Source organism: Microbacterium hydrocarbonoxydans (assembly GCF_000956475.1).
Lineage (GTDB): Bacteria > Actinomycetota > Actinomycetes > Actinomycetales > Microbacteriaceae > Microbacterium > Microbacterium hydrocarbonoxydans_A.
This window is the reverse complement of the sequence record NZ_JYJB01000004.1, coordinates 20,052-34,234: the sequence shown is the minus strand read 5'-3', so window position 1 is coordinate 34,234 and position 14,183 is coordinate 20,052. Positions and strand designations below refer to the sequence as shown.

The 14,183-nt window shown below is 68.3% G+C and carries 17 protein-coding genes; 9 read left to right on the top strand and 8 right to left on the bottom strand.

All coding sequences use genetic code 11. From position 1 onward, the window contains the following. Positions 1 to 50 precede the first annotated feature (50 nt). The gene (locus RS84_RS01390; RefSeq protein ID WP_045255976.1) at positions 51 to 995 is read left to right on the top strand and encodes a quinone oxidoreductase family protein; all 945 of its coding nucleotides are present in this window, start codon (positions 51 to 53) and stop codon (positions 993 to 995) included. Here the strand turns inward: RS84_RS01390 and RS84_RS01385 are convergent. Next, on the bottom strand, positions 979 to 1,839 hold the full coding sequence (locus RS84_RS01385; protein ID WP_045255975.1) for a ribokinase: 861 nt from the start codon (positions 1,837 to 1,839) through the stop codon (positions 979 to 981). The two genes, RS84_RS01390 and RS84_RS01385, sit on opposite strands and share 17 nt — an antisense overlap. Positions 1,840 to 1,915: 76 nt before the next feature. On the opposite strand from RS84_RS01385, the gene RS84_RS01380 reads away from it, so the two are divergent. The 5 genes from RS84_RS01380 to RS84_RS01360 are packed head-to-tail and all read left to right on the top strand — an operon-like array spanning position 1,916 to position 6,752. Then, entirely contained in the window at positions 1,916 to 3,208 is a 1,293-nt protein-coding gene (locus tag RS84_RS01380) for an O-acetylhomoserine aminocarboxypropyltransferase/cysteine synthase family protein (protein WP_045255974.1), read from the top strand. A 16-nt stretch (positions 3,209 to 3,224) separates the two neighbouring features. Further along, positions 3,225 to 4,223: a Gfo/Idh/MocA family protein gene (locus tag RS84_RS01375; protein ID WP_045255973.1), complete on the top strand. Its 999-nt coding sequence runs from the start codon at positions 3,225 to 3,227 to the stop codon at positions 4,221 to 4,223. Next, on the top strand, positions 4,216 to 5,175 hold the full coding sequence (locus tag RS84_RS01370; RefSeq protein ID WP_045255972.1) for an NYN domain-containing protein: 960 nt from the start codon (positions 4,216 to 4,218) through the stop codon (positions 5,173 to 5,175). The genes RS84_RS01375 and RS84_RS01370 overlap by 8 nt, the downstream gene beginning before the upstream one ends. Before the next feature lie 3 nt (positions 5,176 to 5,178). Beyond that, positions 5,179 to 5,799: a DUF4166 domain-containing protein gene (locus RS84_RS01365; protein ID WP_152641722.1), complete on the top strand. Its 621-nt coding sequence runs from the start codon at positions 5,179 to 5,181 to the stop codon at positions 5,797 to 5,799. After that, positions 5,796 to 6,752, top strand: coding sequence for an epimerase (locus tag RS84_RS01360; protein WP_045255971.1), 957 nt, complete (start codon positions 5,796 to 5,798; stop codon positions 6,750 to 6,752). Before RS84_RS01365 ends, RS84_RS01360 begins: the two co-directional genes overlap by 4 nt. Here the strand turns inward: RS84_RS01360 and RS84_RS01355 are convergent. Both RS84_RS01355 and RS84_RS01350 read right to left on the bottom strand, forming a co-directional pair. After that, a complete protein-coding gene (locus tag RS84_RS01355) occupies positions 6,749 to 7,141 on the bottom strand; it encodes a PLDc N-terminal domain-containing protein (protein WP_045255970.1) in 393 nt (130 codons plus the stop codon). The two genes, RS84_RS01360 and RS84_RS01355, sit on opposite strands and share 4 nt — an antisense overlap. A gap of 28 nt (positions 7,142 to 7,169) precedes the next feature. Further along, a complete protein-coding gene (locus RS84_RS01350) occupies positions 7,170 to 8,099 on the bottom strand; it encodes an aldo/keto reductase (RefSeq protein WP_045255969.1) in 930 nt (309 codons plus the stop codon). Between the two features lie 20 nt (positions 8,100 to 8,119). On the opposite strand from RS84_RS01350, the gene RS84_RS01345 reads away from it, so the two are divergent. Further along, the gene (locus RS84_RS01345) at positions 8,120 to 8,722 is read left to right on the top strand and encodes a GNAT family N-acetyltransferase (RefSeq protein ID WP_045255968.1); all 603 of its coding nucleotides are present in this window, start codon (positions 8,120 to 8,122) and stop codon (positions 8,720 to 8,722) included. Positions 8,723 to 8,725: 3 nt separating this feature from the next. Here RS84_RS01345 and RS84_RS01340 read toward each other — a convergent pair whose 3' ends face one another. Together RS84_RS01340 and RS84_RS01335 are read right to left on the bottom strand one after the other, a co-directional pair. Next, the gene (locus tag RS84_RS01340; protein ID WP_045255967.1) at positions 8,726 to 8,932 is read right to left on the bottom strand and encodes a hypothetical protein; all 207 of its coding nucleotides are present in this window, start codon (positions 8,930 to 8,932) and stop codon (positions 8,726 to 8,728) included. Positions 8,933 to 8,959: 27 nt separating this feature from the next. Continuing rightward, positions 8,960 to 9,910, bottom strand: a complete 951-nt coding sequence (locus RS84_RS01335) for a hypothetical protein (RefSeq protein WP_045255966.1) — start codon at positions 9,908 to 9,910, stop codon at positions 8,960 to 8,962. Positions 9,911 to 10,016: 106 nt separating this feature from the next. Between RS84_RS01335 and pgi the strand changes: the two genes are divergently transcribed. Further along, positions 10,017 to 11,696, top strand: coding sequence for a glucose-6-phosphate isomerase (gene pgi, locus RS84_RS01330; protein ID WP_045255965.1), 1,680 nt, complete (start codon positions 10,017 to 10,019; stop codon positions 11,694 to 11,696). A gap of 18 nt (positions 11,697 to 11,714) precedes the next feature. Here pgi and RS84_RS01325 read toward each other — a convergent pair whose 3' ends face one another. Beyond that, complete coding sequence (locus RS84_RS01325) at positions 11,715 to 12,797, bottom strand: acyltransferase family protein (RefSeq protein ID WP_152641721.1); 1,083 nt, start codon at positions 12,795 to 12,797, stop codon at positions 11,715 to 11,717. 44 nt (positions 12,798 to 12,841) lie between these two features. Between RS84_RS01325 and RS84_RS01320 the strand changes: the two genes are divergently transcribed. Further along, a complete protein-coding gene (locus tag RS84_RS01320; protein WP_045255963.1) occupies positions 12,842 to 13,051 on the top strand; it encodes a DUF6458 family protein in 210 nt (69 codons plus the stop codon). A gap of 293 nt (positions 13,052 to 13,344) precedes the next feature. Here RS84_RS01320 and RS84_RS01315 read toward each other — a convergent pair whose 3' ends face one another. Both RS84_RS01315 and RS84_RS01310 read right to left on the bottom strand, forming a co-directional pair. Further along, a complete protein-coding gene (locus RS84_RS01315; RefSeq protein WP_152641720.1) occupies positions 13,345 to 13,716 on the bottom strand; it encodes a hypothetical protein in 372 nt (123 codons plus the stop codon). A gap of 214 nt (positions 13,717 to 13,930) precedes the next feature. Continuing rightward, positions 13,931 to 14,161 carry a DUF3263 domain-containing protein gene (locus RS84_RS01310; protein WP_045255961.1) on the bottom strand — a complete coding sequence of 77 codons (231 nt, stop codon included), beginning with the start codon at positions 14,159 to 14,161 and terminating at the stop codon, positions 13,931 to 13,933. Between the last annotated feature and the right edge of the window lie 22 nt (positions 14,162 to 14,183).

Genomic DNA, 14,183 nt, shown 5'->3' with positions numbered 1-14,183 from the left:
GAGCGAAGCGAGACGAAACGCGCAGAGGCGAACGCGGTTAGCCTGGAATCATGGCTCGCGCGATCGTGTACACCGAAATCGGCTCCCCTGACGTCCTGCACCTGATCGAGATCCCCGATCCTGTCGCCGCGCGCGACGAGGTCGTGGTGCGGATCGAGGCCGCCGGGGTCAACCCGATCGACGCGAAGCTCCGCGGCGGCAAGCGCCCCTCCCCGCCCATCGTCGAACCACGCCGGGTCGGATTCGACGGCGCAGGAGTGATCGAGTCGATCGGCGCCGGCGTGCAGTCCTACGCGGTCGGCGACAGGGTCGCGATCCGCGACACGGTCGGCACCTACGCGTCCCTTCTCGCCGTGCCGGCGGCGAACCTCGCCGCTCTGCCCGACTCCGTGACGGCGGCCGAGGGCGCCGCCATCGCCATCCCTGCGGGCACGGCGTACCAGGCGCTCACGTCGCTGGGCGTGACGGCCGGAGACGTCGTGCTGATCCACGGCGGATCAGGATCCGTCGGCCAGTTCGCCGTGCAGTTCGCGGTCACCTGGGGTGCGACCGTGATCGCCACCGCCAGCCCCGCACGGCACGAGCAGCTGCGAGAACTCGGAGCGATCCCGATCGCCTACGGCGACGGTCTCCTCGACCGCGTGCGCGACGCGGCGCCGGGCGAGGTCACAGTGGCTCTCGACTGCGCCGGCACGGATGAGGCGATCGAGGCCTCGCTCGCTCTCGTCTCCGACCGCGACCGCATCGCGACCATCGTGCGGGGACCGGATGCCGCGTCCTTCGGCATCCGCGCGTTCTCCGGGGGCTCGCCCGTCCCGCTCACCGAGCAGGAGCTCGCCTGGCGCGCCGAGGCGCTGCCCGCGACCATCGACCTCATCGCCTCAGGTGACTTCACGGTCGAGCTCGGTCCCGAGCTGCCGCTCGCCGAGGCCGTGCAGGCGCACGAGCTCGTGGAGTCTCACGCCGCCGACGGAAAGATCATCCTCGTCCCATAGCCGGATAGTCGTCCAGCGGACCGAGGTCCGCCTGGGAGTGCTCATCCGCCACGGCTGCAGCGCCGACGGGGCAGGCGCGCTGCAACGCCACGGCGCGGTCATCACTGCGCGCGAGGCCGATCACGAGCGCGGCGGCGAATGCATCCCCCGCACCGACGGTGTTGCGGACCACCGTGGCCAGGCCGTCAGCCCGAGAGATCTCGATGCCGTGTTCGTACAGCACAGCGCCCTCGGCGCCGAGAGTGACCGCGAGCAAGGGTGCGTTGCGGATCTCCGGCAGCTGCGCGTATTCGGTTTCGTTGACGATGAACAGGTCGGCCCTGCTCAGCACCGGCTCAGGGATGCTCCGCGCAGGAGATGCGTTGACGGCGACGAAGCCGCTCGCCTGCACCGCGGCGGCGACGACGACGTCATCCTGCACCTCGAGCTGCATCAGGAGCGCCTCCTGATCCGGGAGGCGCACGGAGTCCGGATCGATCATCGAATTCGCGCCAGGGCAGACGACGATCGAGTTCTCGCCCTCCGAATCCACGACGATGAGCGCCGTACCCGTGGGCTCGACGCTCGTCTGCACGTTCGCGGTGTCGACTCCGGCCCGCGACAGCGAAGATCGCATCTCGCGGCCGTCCGGGTCATCGCCCACAGCGCCCACGAGGCTGACGACCGCCCCCAGCCGTGCCGCAGCCACCGCCTGGTTCGCGCCCTTTCCGCCCGCCTCGCGTGCGAGCACGCCGTCACCGACCGTCTCACCTCGTGACGGCGCTCGGCTCACGCGCGCAGTCAGGTCGACATTGATCGCTCCGACCACGGTCACGCGGATGGCATCTGTTTCGGGCGGGATCATGCTCACACTGTAACCATCACCTGCAACAGTTCGACATACGCCGGGGCGGAGCGCGCGGCATCAACACAATGGTCTGATGAGCGAGTTCGCGACCCAGCAGATCCAGGCCGGCTACGTCCCCGGGACGCCGCAGCACAGCGCCGTGCCGCCGATCTACCAGACCGCGGCGTTCCAGTTCGCGTCGCTCGCCGAAGCCGCCGACCTGTTCGCGCTGCGCAAGAGCGGCAACCTCTACAGCCGCAACGCCAGCCCCACCCAGCAGGTGCTCGAGGAGCGGGTCGCCGCTCTCGAAGGCGGCGTCTCCGCGGTGGCCGTCGCCTCCGGCCAGGCCGCGGTCGCGGTGACCCTGCTCGCGATCGTGGGAGTCCGCGGACACATCGTCGCCGCGAACCAGCTCTACGGCGGCACGGTCGACCTGTTCCAGGACACGTTCGAGGACTTCGGGATCGAGGTGACCTTCGTCGACCAGGACGACGCGGAGGCATGGCGCGCGGCGATCCGCCCGGAGACCCGGGCGCTGTTCGCCGAGTCCGTGGCGAACCCTGTGGCGCAGGTCCTCGACATCCGCCTCGTCGCCGACATCGCGCACGAGGCGGGCGTCCCCCTCGTGATCGACAACACCGTCGGCACCCCGTATCTGGTGCGTCCGGGCGAGCACGGCGCCGACTTCGTCGTGCACTCCGCGACCAAGTTCCTCTCCGGCCACGGCACCTCCCTCGGCGGCGTCGTCGTCGACCAGGGCACCTTCGACTTCGGCGCGCAGCCCGAACGCTGGCCGCAGTTCACCGCCGAGTACAAGCGCGTCCCCGGCCTCGTACTGTGGGAGCGCTTCGGCATCGGGCAGGCCTTCGCCGCGCTCGTGAAGTCGAAGTACGTGCACGACCTCGGCCCCTCGCTCTCGCCGTTCAACGCCTGGCAGATCCTGCAGGGGATCGAGACTCTCGATCTGCGGGTGGCGCGCCAGTCCTCCACGGCGTTCGCGATCGCGCAGTTCCTGGCGCAGCATCCGTCGGTCGCCCATGTCAATCACCCTGGCCTCGAAGGCAACCGCTGGCACGATCTCGCCGGCCGCTACCTGCCGAACGGGGTGCCCTCGGTGTTCTCCTTCGACCTGGCCGGCGCGGAGGACGAGGGCACGCAGGAGCGGATCGCCCGCGTGATCGACAGTCTGAAGGTCGTCCGGCTCGTCGCCAACATCGGCGATGCCCGCAGCCTCGTCGCCCACCCCGCTTCGATGACGCACTCGCATCTGAACGCGCAGCAGCGCTCCGCGGCCGGCATCTCGCTGAACACGATCCGTCTGTCGGCCGGCCTCGAGGACCCGCGCGACCTCATCGCCGACCTCGAACAGGCACTCGCCCGCGCCTGAACACTACGCTGAGACCATGACTGGTCTTCGTTGGGGAATCCTCGCAACCGGCGGCATCGCCGGCGCCTTCGCTTCCGACCTCCGCACGGCAGGGCGCGAACTCGTCGCCGTCGGCTCGCGCTCGCAGGAGTCGGCGGATGCCTTCGCCACCCGCTTCGACATCCCGCGCGCGCACGCGTCGTACGAGGCTCTCGTCGCTGATCCCGAGGTCGACATCATCTACGTGTCGACCCCGCACCCGATGCACCACGACAACGCCCGCCTGGCTCTTGAGGCCGGCAAGCACGTGCTCGTCGAGAAGGCGTTCACGCTGAACCGCGCCGAGGCCGAGGACCTGCAGCGGCTCGGCGCCGAGCGCGGCCTGCTGGTCATGGAGGCGATGTGGACGAGGTATCTGCCGCACATGATCCGCATCCGCGAGATCATCGCCGCAGGCACCCTCGGTGAGATCCGCGCCGTGAGCGCCGATCACACCCAGCTCCTCCCCTCCGACCCCGCGCACCGCCTGAACGCGCTCGAGCTCGGCGGCGGCGCGCTGCTCGACCTCGGCATCTACCCGGTCTCGTTCGTGCACGACATCCTCGGAGCTCCGACCTCGGTCAAGGCGGTGGGGCGACTGATCGAGACCGGAGCGGATGCCGAGGTCGCCACGGTCATGACCCACGACGGAGGCGCCCTGTCGACCACGCTCTCCTCCTCGCGCGGAGCCGGCCCCAATGCCGCGAGCATCGTGGGGACGGCCGCACGCATCGAGATCGACCGGGTCTGGTACACGCCCACGACCTTCCGGGTGATCCTGCCGGACGGCACGGTCGCGGAGGAGTTCGCCTCCGACGAGGTCGCCGGTCGCGGCATGGAGTATCAGGCACTGGCCGCCGAGCGCTACGTCGCCGACGGCACCCTCGACTCCGACCTGCTGCCGGTTGCCGAGAGCGTCGCGATCATGGGCACGCTCGACGAGATCAGAGCCCAGATCGGCGTGCGGTACCCGAGCGAGGAGGCCGACAATGGCTGAGACCACGGATGCCCGCGTCGCCGTCTACCTCGACTTCGACAACATCGTCATCTCCTGGTACGACCGCGTCCACGGTCGCAACTCCTACGGCAAGGACCGCCAGCGCATCACCGAGCATCCGAACGACCCTGAGGTCGTCGAGCGCCTGAAGGGCGCGATGATCGAGGTCGGCGCCATCATCGACTACGCGGCGTCCTTCGGCACTCTCGTTCTCACGCGCGCGTACGCCGACTGGTCGTCGCCCGTGAACGCCGAGTACCGGTCGCAGCTCGTGGCGCGTGCGGTCGATCTCGTGCAGCTGTTCCCCGCGGCCGCGTACGCCAAGAACGGCGCCGACATCCGCCTGGCAGTGGATGCCGTCGAGGACATGTTCCGTCTGCCGGATCTCACCCACGTCGTGATCGTCGCGGGCGACAGCGACTACGTGCCGCTCGCACAGCGCTGCAAGCGCCTCGGTCGCTACGTGATCGGCGTCGGCGTCGCGGGCTCCACCGCGAAGTCCCTGGCCGCTGCCTGCGACGAGTTCGAATCGTACGACTCGCTTCCCGGCGTCGTGCGGCCGACCAAGGCCGCGCCGCCGGCGGTGGCCGCCGAACCAGAGACGGTGCCCGAACCCGAGCCTGTGGCGAAGACGAAGAGCGCTCCGAAGACGAGGTCGCGCACGAAAGCGGCGACGACGGCGGTCGCCGCGCCGCCCGCTCTCGATGAGCAGGGCGAGGCCACGGCGCTGCTGCAGCGCGCACTGCGTCTGGGGCATGACAAAGCCGATGCCGACGAGTGGCTGCACAGCTCGGCGGTGAAGACGCATATGCGCCGTATGGATCCGTCCTTCAGCGAGAAAGCCCTCGGCTACCGCTCCTTCTCGGACTTCCTGAAGTCTCGCGACGACATCGCCGAACTCGAGGAGACAGGGCATGAGCGCCTCGTGAGGCTGCGCGAGTCCGCTTCCTGAGCCGTGAGAGACATCCCGCAGTCCCCGTACGCGAGGGCTCTCGGCGACCGGATCGGCGAGCTGCATCCGCGCCTGCGCGCCTACTTCCAGCCCGTCCCCGACGACCAGGTGGGTGTCGGCGAGGGAGTCTTCGAGCGCGTGGGCACGCCTCGTCGCTGGCTGTGGCCGATGCTTCGCGTGCTCGAGCGACGCGGCGTGGTGGCGGCGTGCTGGGAGCGCGACGTCCCCTTCCGCGTGGAGAACCGCACTGTCGCCTCTCGTGCGATCGGCGTGCGCGAGTTCCACCTTCCGGGCGGCACCTGGTCTATGCGCGACGCCGTCGCCGTCACCCGCCACGGCCGTGTCGTCGACGAGCTCGGCGAGCCGGCGCTGATCGCCGCCTGCTTCGACGTCGACGTGCGGGACGGCGCTCTCGTCCTCACGAGCCGAGCCGTCGGCATCCGCCTCGGCCGGCTGCGGGTGAGGGTGCCGCGGGTGATGTCGCCCGTCGTGCGCCTCACCGAGCGCTTCGACGACGTGATCGGCCGTCAGCGCGTCGCCCTGAGCATCGACGTTCCTCTCATCGGCCGTGTGTACGAGTATCGCGGCGCTTTCGCCTACCGCCTCGAGGAGGCCCATTCATGAGCACAGGTCGCGTCGTGATCGGCGGATCCACCGGATTCATGGGGCAGTACCTGCTGCCGCGGTTCCGTGATGCGGGTCGCGAGGTCGTGACGATCTCGCGCTCCGGCGCCGACATCGCCTGGGGCGACCAGCAGGCGATCGACCGTGCGGTGGACGGGTCGTCGCTCGTGATCGGCCTCGCCGGGAAGAGCGTGAACTGCCGCTACACACCCGAGAACCGGGCGGAGATCTTCCGCTCGCGCCTCGACACGACGGGGGCTCTCAGCGGGGCCATCGCCCGAGCCGAGAACCCGCCCGCGCTGTGGGTGAACTCCTCGACCGCGACCATCTACCGTCATGCGGAGGACCGGCCGATGACGGAGTCGTCCGGAGAGATCGGCACCGGATTCTCGGTGGAGGTCGCGAAAGCCTGGGAGCGGGCACTGTTCTCTGACGATCTGCCCGCGACTCGCCGCGTGGCGCTTCGCAGCGCGATCGTGCTCGGCCACGGCGGCGTGCTGGGCCCGCTCAAGAACCTCGCGAAGCTCGGCCTCGGCGGGGCGCAGCATGACGGCTGGTGGCCGGTGAGCAGGCGCCGTCGAGCGGCCGGTACGGGCCATTTCCCCGGTGCGAAGCACGGACGGCAGCGGTTCAGCTGGGTGCACGTCGAGGACGTCGCCAGGATCATCGACTTCGTGGAAGAGCATCCGGAGCTCGACGGTCCCGTGAACGCCGCGTCCCCGAACCCGGTCGACAACCGCACCTTCATGGCGACGGTGCGCCAGGTGCTCGGCGCCCGCATCGGGCCGCCCATGCCGCGTTGGATGCTCGAGATCGGGGCGATCGGCATCCGCACAGAGACCGAGTTGATACTCAAGAGCCGCTGGGTGCTGCCCGAGACGCTCACCGAGGCGGGATTCGAGTTCCGCTACCCGACGCTCGAGCCGGCGATCAGGGAGTCGTTCGACCTCTAGCCCTGGGTCTCTGGGCCCGTCGCCCCTGAATCCGCCGAAGGGTCCTGTTTCCGCTTCGCGATCTCCTCGCGCAGCCGCCACTCCTCGATCTCGCGGTCGAGATCGGCGATCTGCTGCTCGGTCGTGCGCGTATCGACCGGGGCCGCGGGGACCGCCGACGGCGAGGGATGCTGTTCCCGCCGCGTCATGCGCGGCATCCTGATCCCCGCCTCCGCATACTCGCGTCCGATCGCGAACCAGAGCAGACTGCCGATCAGCGGGAGCAGGATCACGATGATGATCCACGCCATCTTCGGCAGGAATCGCACCTGGGAGTCGACACGGGTGATGATGTCGATCAGGGCGCCGACCATCAGCGCGATGACGAGGAGCGAGAACAGGAACGCCATGGGTTCAGGCTAGACGACGCCCGCCGCTTCAGGGGAGGACGTGCCCCGCGGCGCGGAACAGCTCGTACCATTCCGCCCGTGTGAGCTCGATGTCGGCGCCTGCTGCGGCATCACGCACGCGCTCGGGTGTGGTGGTGCCGAGCACGACCTGCATCTTCGCCGGATGCCGGGTGATCCATGCCGTCGCGATCGCGATCGGCGTGACGTCGTAGGCGGCTGCAAGCCGGTCGATCACCGCGTTGAGTTCGGCGTATTCGGGATTTCCGAGGAACACCCCGGTGAAGAACCCGCCCTGGAAGGGCGACCACGCCTGCACGGTGATGCCGTTGATGCGGCAGTACTCGACGATCCCGCCTCCGTCGCGCACAACGCTCTGGTCTTCGCTGGCCATGTTCGCCGCGACCGGCTGGGCGATGATCGGGGCGTGCGTGATCGACAGCTGCAGCTGATTCGCGACGATCGGCTGCCGCACGGCCGTCTTGAGCAGGTCGATCTGGCGCGGCGTGTGGTTCGAGACGCCGAAGGCCCGCACCTTGCCCGAGGCCTCGAGCTCGTCGAATGCCCGGGCGACGTCCTCAGGCTCGACGAGCGCGTCAGGGCGGTGCAGCAGCAGCACGTCGATGTAGTCCGTGCGCAGCGCTCTCAGCGATCCCTCGACCTGGGTCATGATGTGCTCGTAGGAGAAGTCGAACATCCCCTGCGCCGGCACGATGCCGCACTTGGTCTGCAGCACGATCTCCTCGCGCTCGGAGCCGCTCAGCTCGAGCGCTTCGGCGAACCGCTCCTCGCAGTAGTGCATGCGTCCGCCGTAGATGTCGGCGTGGTCGAAGAAGTCGATGCCCGCGTCACGGGCCGCATCGTAGAGCGCGCGGATCTCGGCATCCGCTTTGCTGTCGATGCGCATCATGCCGGAGATCACGGCGGGAGCGGAGGAGGTGCCGAACGGGACTGTCTTCATATCGCCACGATAATGGCTCCATGGCCTTCCTCGTCTGCCCCGCACCCGTCACCCTCACCGGCTCCCTCGTCGAACTGCGCCCGCTCGATCGCTCGCACCACGACGGGCTCGTCGAGGCCGCGGTCGAGGGAGATCTGTGGCAGACCGCCTGGTACACCTCGGTGCCGGGACCCGATGGGATGGCGGCCGAGATCGAGCGCCGGATCGATCGCACCGCGTCGGGCGAGATCGTGGCGTTCACGGCTTTCGATGCGAGCGACCGCGTGCTCGGCATGACCACGTACTACGACATGGTTCCCGATGTGCCCCGGCTGCACATCGGCTCGACGTGGAATCGCCCCTCCGCCCACGGCACCGGCACGAACGCCGAGTCGAAGCTGCTGCTCATGCAGCACGCCTTCGAGACGCTCGGAGTGTTCCGCGTGGGCCTCACGACGCAGTGGGTGAACTTCCAGTCGCGCGCCGCGATCGAGCGCCTGGGAGCCAAACAGGACGGCGTGATGCGGGCGATGCTGCGTTACCGCAACGGGGCGCTGCGCGACAGCGTCGAGTACTCGATCATCGAGCCGGAATGGCCCGCGGTGAAGGCGAACCTCGAAGCGCGCCTCGCGAAGAGGCGCTGAAGGTCACTCGGTCGGGTTGCCCGACCAGTTGTCGCTGCGACGCGTCGCGTCGTTCTTGCCGGCGCGCATCAGGTACGCGATCGACAGCGACACGATGAGCAGGCCCGCGACGAACACGAGGCCCTGGAAGTCGGCGATCGACTGCGCGAAGCCCATGAGCCAGATCCCTCCGAGGAAGAGGATCAGGAAGAAGATGAGGCTGAGGATCACGAGGTCTCCTGTCGTTGCGTGCAGCTATCAGGATACCGTGCGGCTGAAGATCACGACATCGCCGCGGCGCGACCGCGAGACATCGAGGCCGGCCCCTTCCAGCCGGGTGAAGACGCGACGAGGCAGTGCAGGGAGCTCCGCAGTGCGGCCGGGCGCCGGCTTCGCAAGCCCGGTGAACAATGAGAGATCGACGTCGCTGCCCCGCAACTCGAGACGGGCGCAATCGCTGTCGCAGCGCCAGCGCAGGCGCTCGATGTCAGCGAAGCGGACCACGGACGTATCCCCTCCGACCGCGACGCGCACCTCGTCATTGCCGAACGCGATGCGGCAGTCCCTCGTGCGCCGGCGCAGCACCGTCGCGAGAACCCCGTAGGCGGGCAGCCCCAGCACCAGGCCCATGATGACGATCGACAGCTTCGGGCCGACGCGCATGACGGCATCGTCGAGTGCGATCAGCAGCGCGATTCCGGCACCGGAGACGAACACGACGATCGCGACAATCGCGCAGGTGAGCCGGCGCATGCGCGTCTCGACCATTCTGACGCTCACGAACGAGCCATCGCCGCTCGGGTCCCGTTCCCACTCCGGAGTCGTTCGGGTGGGAGCGTTCTTCCGCTCACGGCGGGCGAGAGCATCCGTCACCCTGCCGATGAGACCCAGCAGCAGCCAACCGGCCGCCGTGATCGTGGCCATCTGCACCACCACGAGAGCGACGCCCACGGGCTCGGGAAGGGCGGCCAGGAGCGGGCCCCCGAACTCGACCATCGCGAATCCCTCCGCGCAGAGCACGACCGTGACGGCGATGTGCAGGAAGAGCCCGTTGCGTCGCATCCGGAACGTGAGATTCAGAACGGCGAATCCCAAGCACCAGCCGCCGACCAGCATCAGCAGCAGAGGGACGATGCCGAGGTCGTTCGTGATGAGCATTGCGAAGAACGCCGCTGTGAGCAGCACCAGGCCGCAGATCGTGGCCTTCACGCGGACGCTTCCATCAGGGCAATCCTCTCAGTGATCCGGGAGCCGGTGTGAAGTCTGTGTCGTCATCGGCGGCGTGGGCGCCGATCGTGCGCGGTAGCGTGTAGCCATGAACGCTCCCGTTGATCCGACCCGCACCGCAGCCTGGTCCGAGCTCACCACCCTGCGCGACTCGTTCTCCCCCGATCTGCGCGGCTGGTTCGCCGCCGACCCCGGCCGTGCGGAGCGCCTCTCCCTGCCCCTGGCCGACCTCCACGTCGACCTGTCGAAGAACCTCGTGACCGACGAGGTGCTCGCCGCTCTCCTGCGCCTGGCGGAGCAGACCGGCGTCGCCGAGCGCTTCCAGGCGATGCTCTCCGGCTCACACCTCAACACGAGCGAGGACCGTGCCGTGCTGCACACGGCGCTGCGTCGCCCCGCAGGCGCCTCCCCCGCGCTCGTCGTCGACGGCCAGGATGTCGACGCCGACGTGCAGTCCGTACTCGACGCACTCTCCGCCTTCGCGGACCGGGTGCGCTCTGGTGACTGGCTGGGTGTGACGGGCAAGAAGGTCACGCACGTGGTGAACATCGGCATCGGCGGCTCGGATCTCGGCCCTGTCATGGTCTACGAGGCCCTGAAGCCCTATGCGGATGCCGGCATCCACGCTCTGTTCGTCTCGAACATCGACCCCACCGACCTGGCGCAGAAGACGGCCGGCCTCGATCCCGAGACGACGCTCTTCATCGTCGCGTCGAAGACGTTCACGACGCTCGAGACGCTGACCAACGCCCGGCTCGCGCGCGACTGGCTGTGGCAGGGGCTGGCGGCTGCCGGTGCGATCGACGACTCCGACGAGGCGCGCACGGATGCCGTGGCGCATCACTTCGTGGCGGTCTCGACCGCGCTCGACAAGGTCGCCGCGTTCGGCATCGACCCGGCGAACGCGTTCGGCTTCTGGGACTGGGTCGGCGGCCGCTACTCGGTCGACTCGGCGATCGGCCTCTCGCTCGCGATCGCGCTAGGCCCCGATGTGTTCCGCGATCTGCTGGCCGGCTTCCATGCCGTCGACGAGCACGTGCGCACCACTGAGCTGTCGCGCAACGTGCCGGTGCTCATGGGGCTGCTGAACGTCTGGTACAACAACTTCTTCGGCGCGCAGTCGCACGCGGTGCTCCCCTATGCTCAGCAGCTCAGCCGCTTCCCCGCGTACCTGCAGCAGCTGACCATGGAGTCCAACGGCAAGTCCGTCCGCTGGGACGGCTCCCCCGTCACCACCGACACCGGAGAGGTGTTCTGGGGCGAGCCGGGAACGAACGGGCAGCACGCGTTCTACCAGCTCATCCACCAGGGCACCCGTCTGATCCCGGCCGACTTCATCGCGTTCGTGAACCCCGCGTACCCGCTCACCGACGGCGGGCAGGACGTGCACGCGCTGTTCCTGGCGAACTTCCTCGCGCAGACCAAGGCGCTCGCCTTCGGCAAGACGGCCGAAGAGGTCGAGGCCGAGGGAACCACGGGCGCGCTCGTCGCTGCGCGCACCTTCCCCGGCAATCGCCCGACCACGTCGATCTTCGCGTCGGCGCTCACGCCGCAGGTGCTCGGCCAGCTGATTGCGCTCTACGAGCACGTCACGTTCACACAGGGCACGATCTGGGGCATCAACTCCTTCGACCAGTGGGGCGTCGAGCTCGGCAAGCAGCTCGCCATGCAGATCGCTCCGGCGATCGAGGGCGATGCGGATGCCGTCGCCGCGCAGGATCCGTCCACGCAGGCGCTGCTGGAGTACTACGCGGCGAACAGGAAGTAGTCGAGAGCGACGAGCTCATCACGCCGGCGTTGTGCGCAGCCGGTTCTGCCCCGTGATCCATGGCGCGAGCGGGGTGCGGAGCGCTGCGATCCCGATCGCGAGCGGGATGGCGACGCCGATCGCGAACTGCGCCCACGACGGGATGTCGAGCCACAGCACGAGCGGATGCAGCAGCACCACCGTCAGCAGCGGCAGCGCAAGCAGGGTGCACAGCTTCGAGAACGGCCCCGGTCGCACGATCGCCTCGGCGAGGAGGATCAGCCCGATCGAGACTGCACTCGACGCGAGGGTGGAGAACACCGGTGTGCCGTCATCGCCGAGCTTGATGTCCAGGGGCGCCGCCCAGCCGACCGCGACGAGGATCGCACCGAGGACCAGGACGGCGGCGCCGGTCATCGCGGGGTGTGTGACGCGCTCGCGTGCACGGCGCAGCGCATCGCCGATCAGCACGTAGATGAGACAGGTCGCGATGTAGCCGATGCCGAGCGGGGTGCGCGAGAGCGGACCTGACCACGTCCATGCGATGGCCGCACCGGTGATTCCGATGGCCCATTGGAGCGGGTAGGGAAGCCGCTCGATCAGCCGGAACAGCACCGCGGTGAAGAACAGCGCTGACACGAACCACAGCGTCACGAACGGCATCTGCGCGTAGCGTCCGCCAGCCAGTGCCCGGATGATCTTGCCTGCGGCGTCGTCGGGGCGCACCAGGAGAAGCGCCACCGCCAGCACCGCGAACGCGGCCACGTACGGCTTCCCGAGGCTCACTGCACGGCGCGACACCTCGGTGCTCAACGCTCGTCCGGGCTTCCACAGATAGCCGGTCAGGATGAAGAAGACCGCCACGTGCCACGTGTACAGCCAGTCCTGCGTGACCTCCTTGGTGAAGGCGTGCCCCGCGACGATCGCCCCCACCGCGATCAGGCGGACGAGGTCGACGGCTCCGGAACGATCGGGAAGCTGGTCGAGCATCGCCCCAGTATCCGCCGCCGATCCTATGAGCGCAGTGGGCTTGACGGAAGCGGGCTCGGCTGGCTGAGCCGTCGAATTCTGCGTGATCAGGCGCATGTCAAGCCCCTGCCGCAGCAGGCTGCGCTCGGGCATCGTCGTCTTGCGGCACCCAGCCGTTACCCGAAAGGAGTACTCGCATGACTATCGGAACCGGAATCGTCCTGTTCGTGATCGGCGCGATCCTCACGTTCGCGCTCGACGTGCAGCTCGAGGGCGTGAACCTCGACATGATCGGCTACATCCTGATGGCCGCCGGGGCCGTCGCGTTCCTGATCGGGCTCATCCTGCTCCTCGTGCGCCGTGACCGCCCGCGGCGCGGCACCGTCGTCGAAGACGACGTGCTCTGACCCTCCCCAGAAGCCAGAGGGACGGATGCTGTCAGCATCCGTCCCTCTGTCATATCGACCTTTAAGAAGTCCCAGTCGTCTTAGAAGTCCCAGTCGTCGTCTTCCGTGGCCTCGGCCTTGCCGATCACGTACGACGAGCCCGACCCCGAGAAGAAGTCGTGGTTCATGACACACCCTGAGAACCACCTCATGCCCGCGCAATTACGGACACAATGACCCACCGTCATCCACCGTAAACCACCCTCATATGCCTCTTACTGTGGGCAAAATGTGGGCAGGCCGCGAGTGGAACCTCACTGCCAGTTGCGGCCGAGAGTGGACGGCTCCGCGTCCCAGAGATAGAGCTCATAGTCCGTTTGGATGACATCGAGATCCGGTTGCTTGTCGAGGTATTCACCGGCCGGCACGTACGACGAGACCATAAGCAAGGTCACGGTGTCATGCGACGCATCTGCGTAGATCGCTCGCGCGATCGAGTTGCCGACGTCGATGAGCTCAGCGCGGTCGATCCCGCCGCTACAGACACGAGCGACCACCTCGACACGACCAGGATCTTTAGTCGATGAAATGATCTGGATGCCGGGATTCATGACGACCCCGTCCGGGAGGTCGGCCGCTGCACCTGCTATGCCGATCGCCGAGGTATCGGACGGTGTGGTCGGCACGTAGTCGATGCACTCCTGCGGAACGGCGTCCGCATCGTCCGCGGTGGGCGCAGGCGATGGCGTGCTCGATGGCTTCGATGCCGTCGCCGTCGGCGAGGACGAGGACTCGGGCGAGTCCGCTGGCGCTGAGCACGAGGTAAGAGCAAGAGCCGCGAGCAGAACGACAGCGGCTGAGGCGGTATTTCGCATGCCTCACACCGTACCGCGAGACTGCTCAGGCGCCGATGCGCATCACCCGCGCCCGCGTCTGCGTCGCCGCCCGCTCACGCACTCGGCGGGCGGTGAACGGGTGTGCGGCGATCCCCTCGGGGGATGACGCGGCGCGGTTGAGCAGCTGGTAATACCGGATGTCGCTGAGCCCGAGGTCACGGCGGATACGCTCGCGCTTTGCCGGTGAGTTCCCGGGGTGTCGCTCTTCAAACGCGAGAAGGATGTCAGGACTCATAGACGACTAGTGTCTCGCCTGC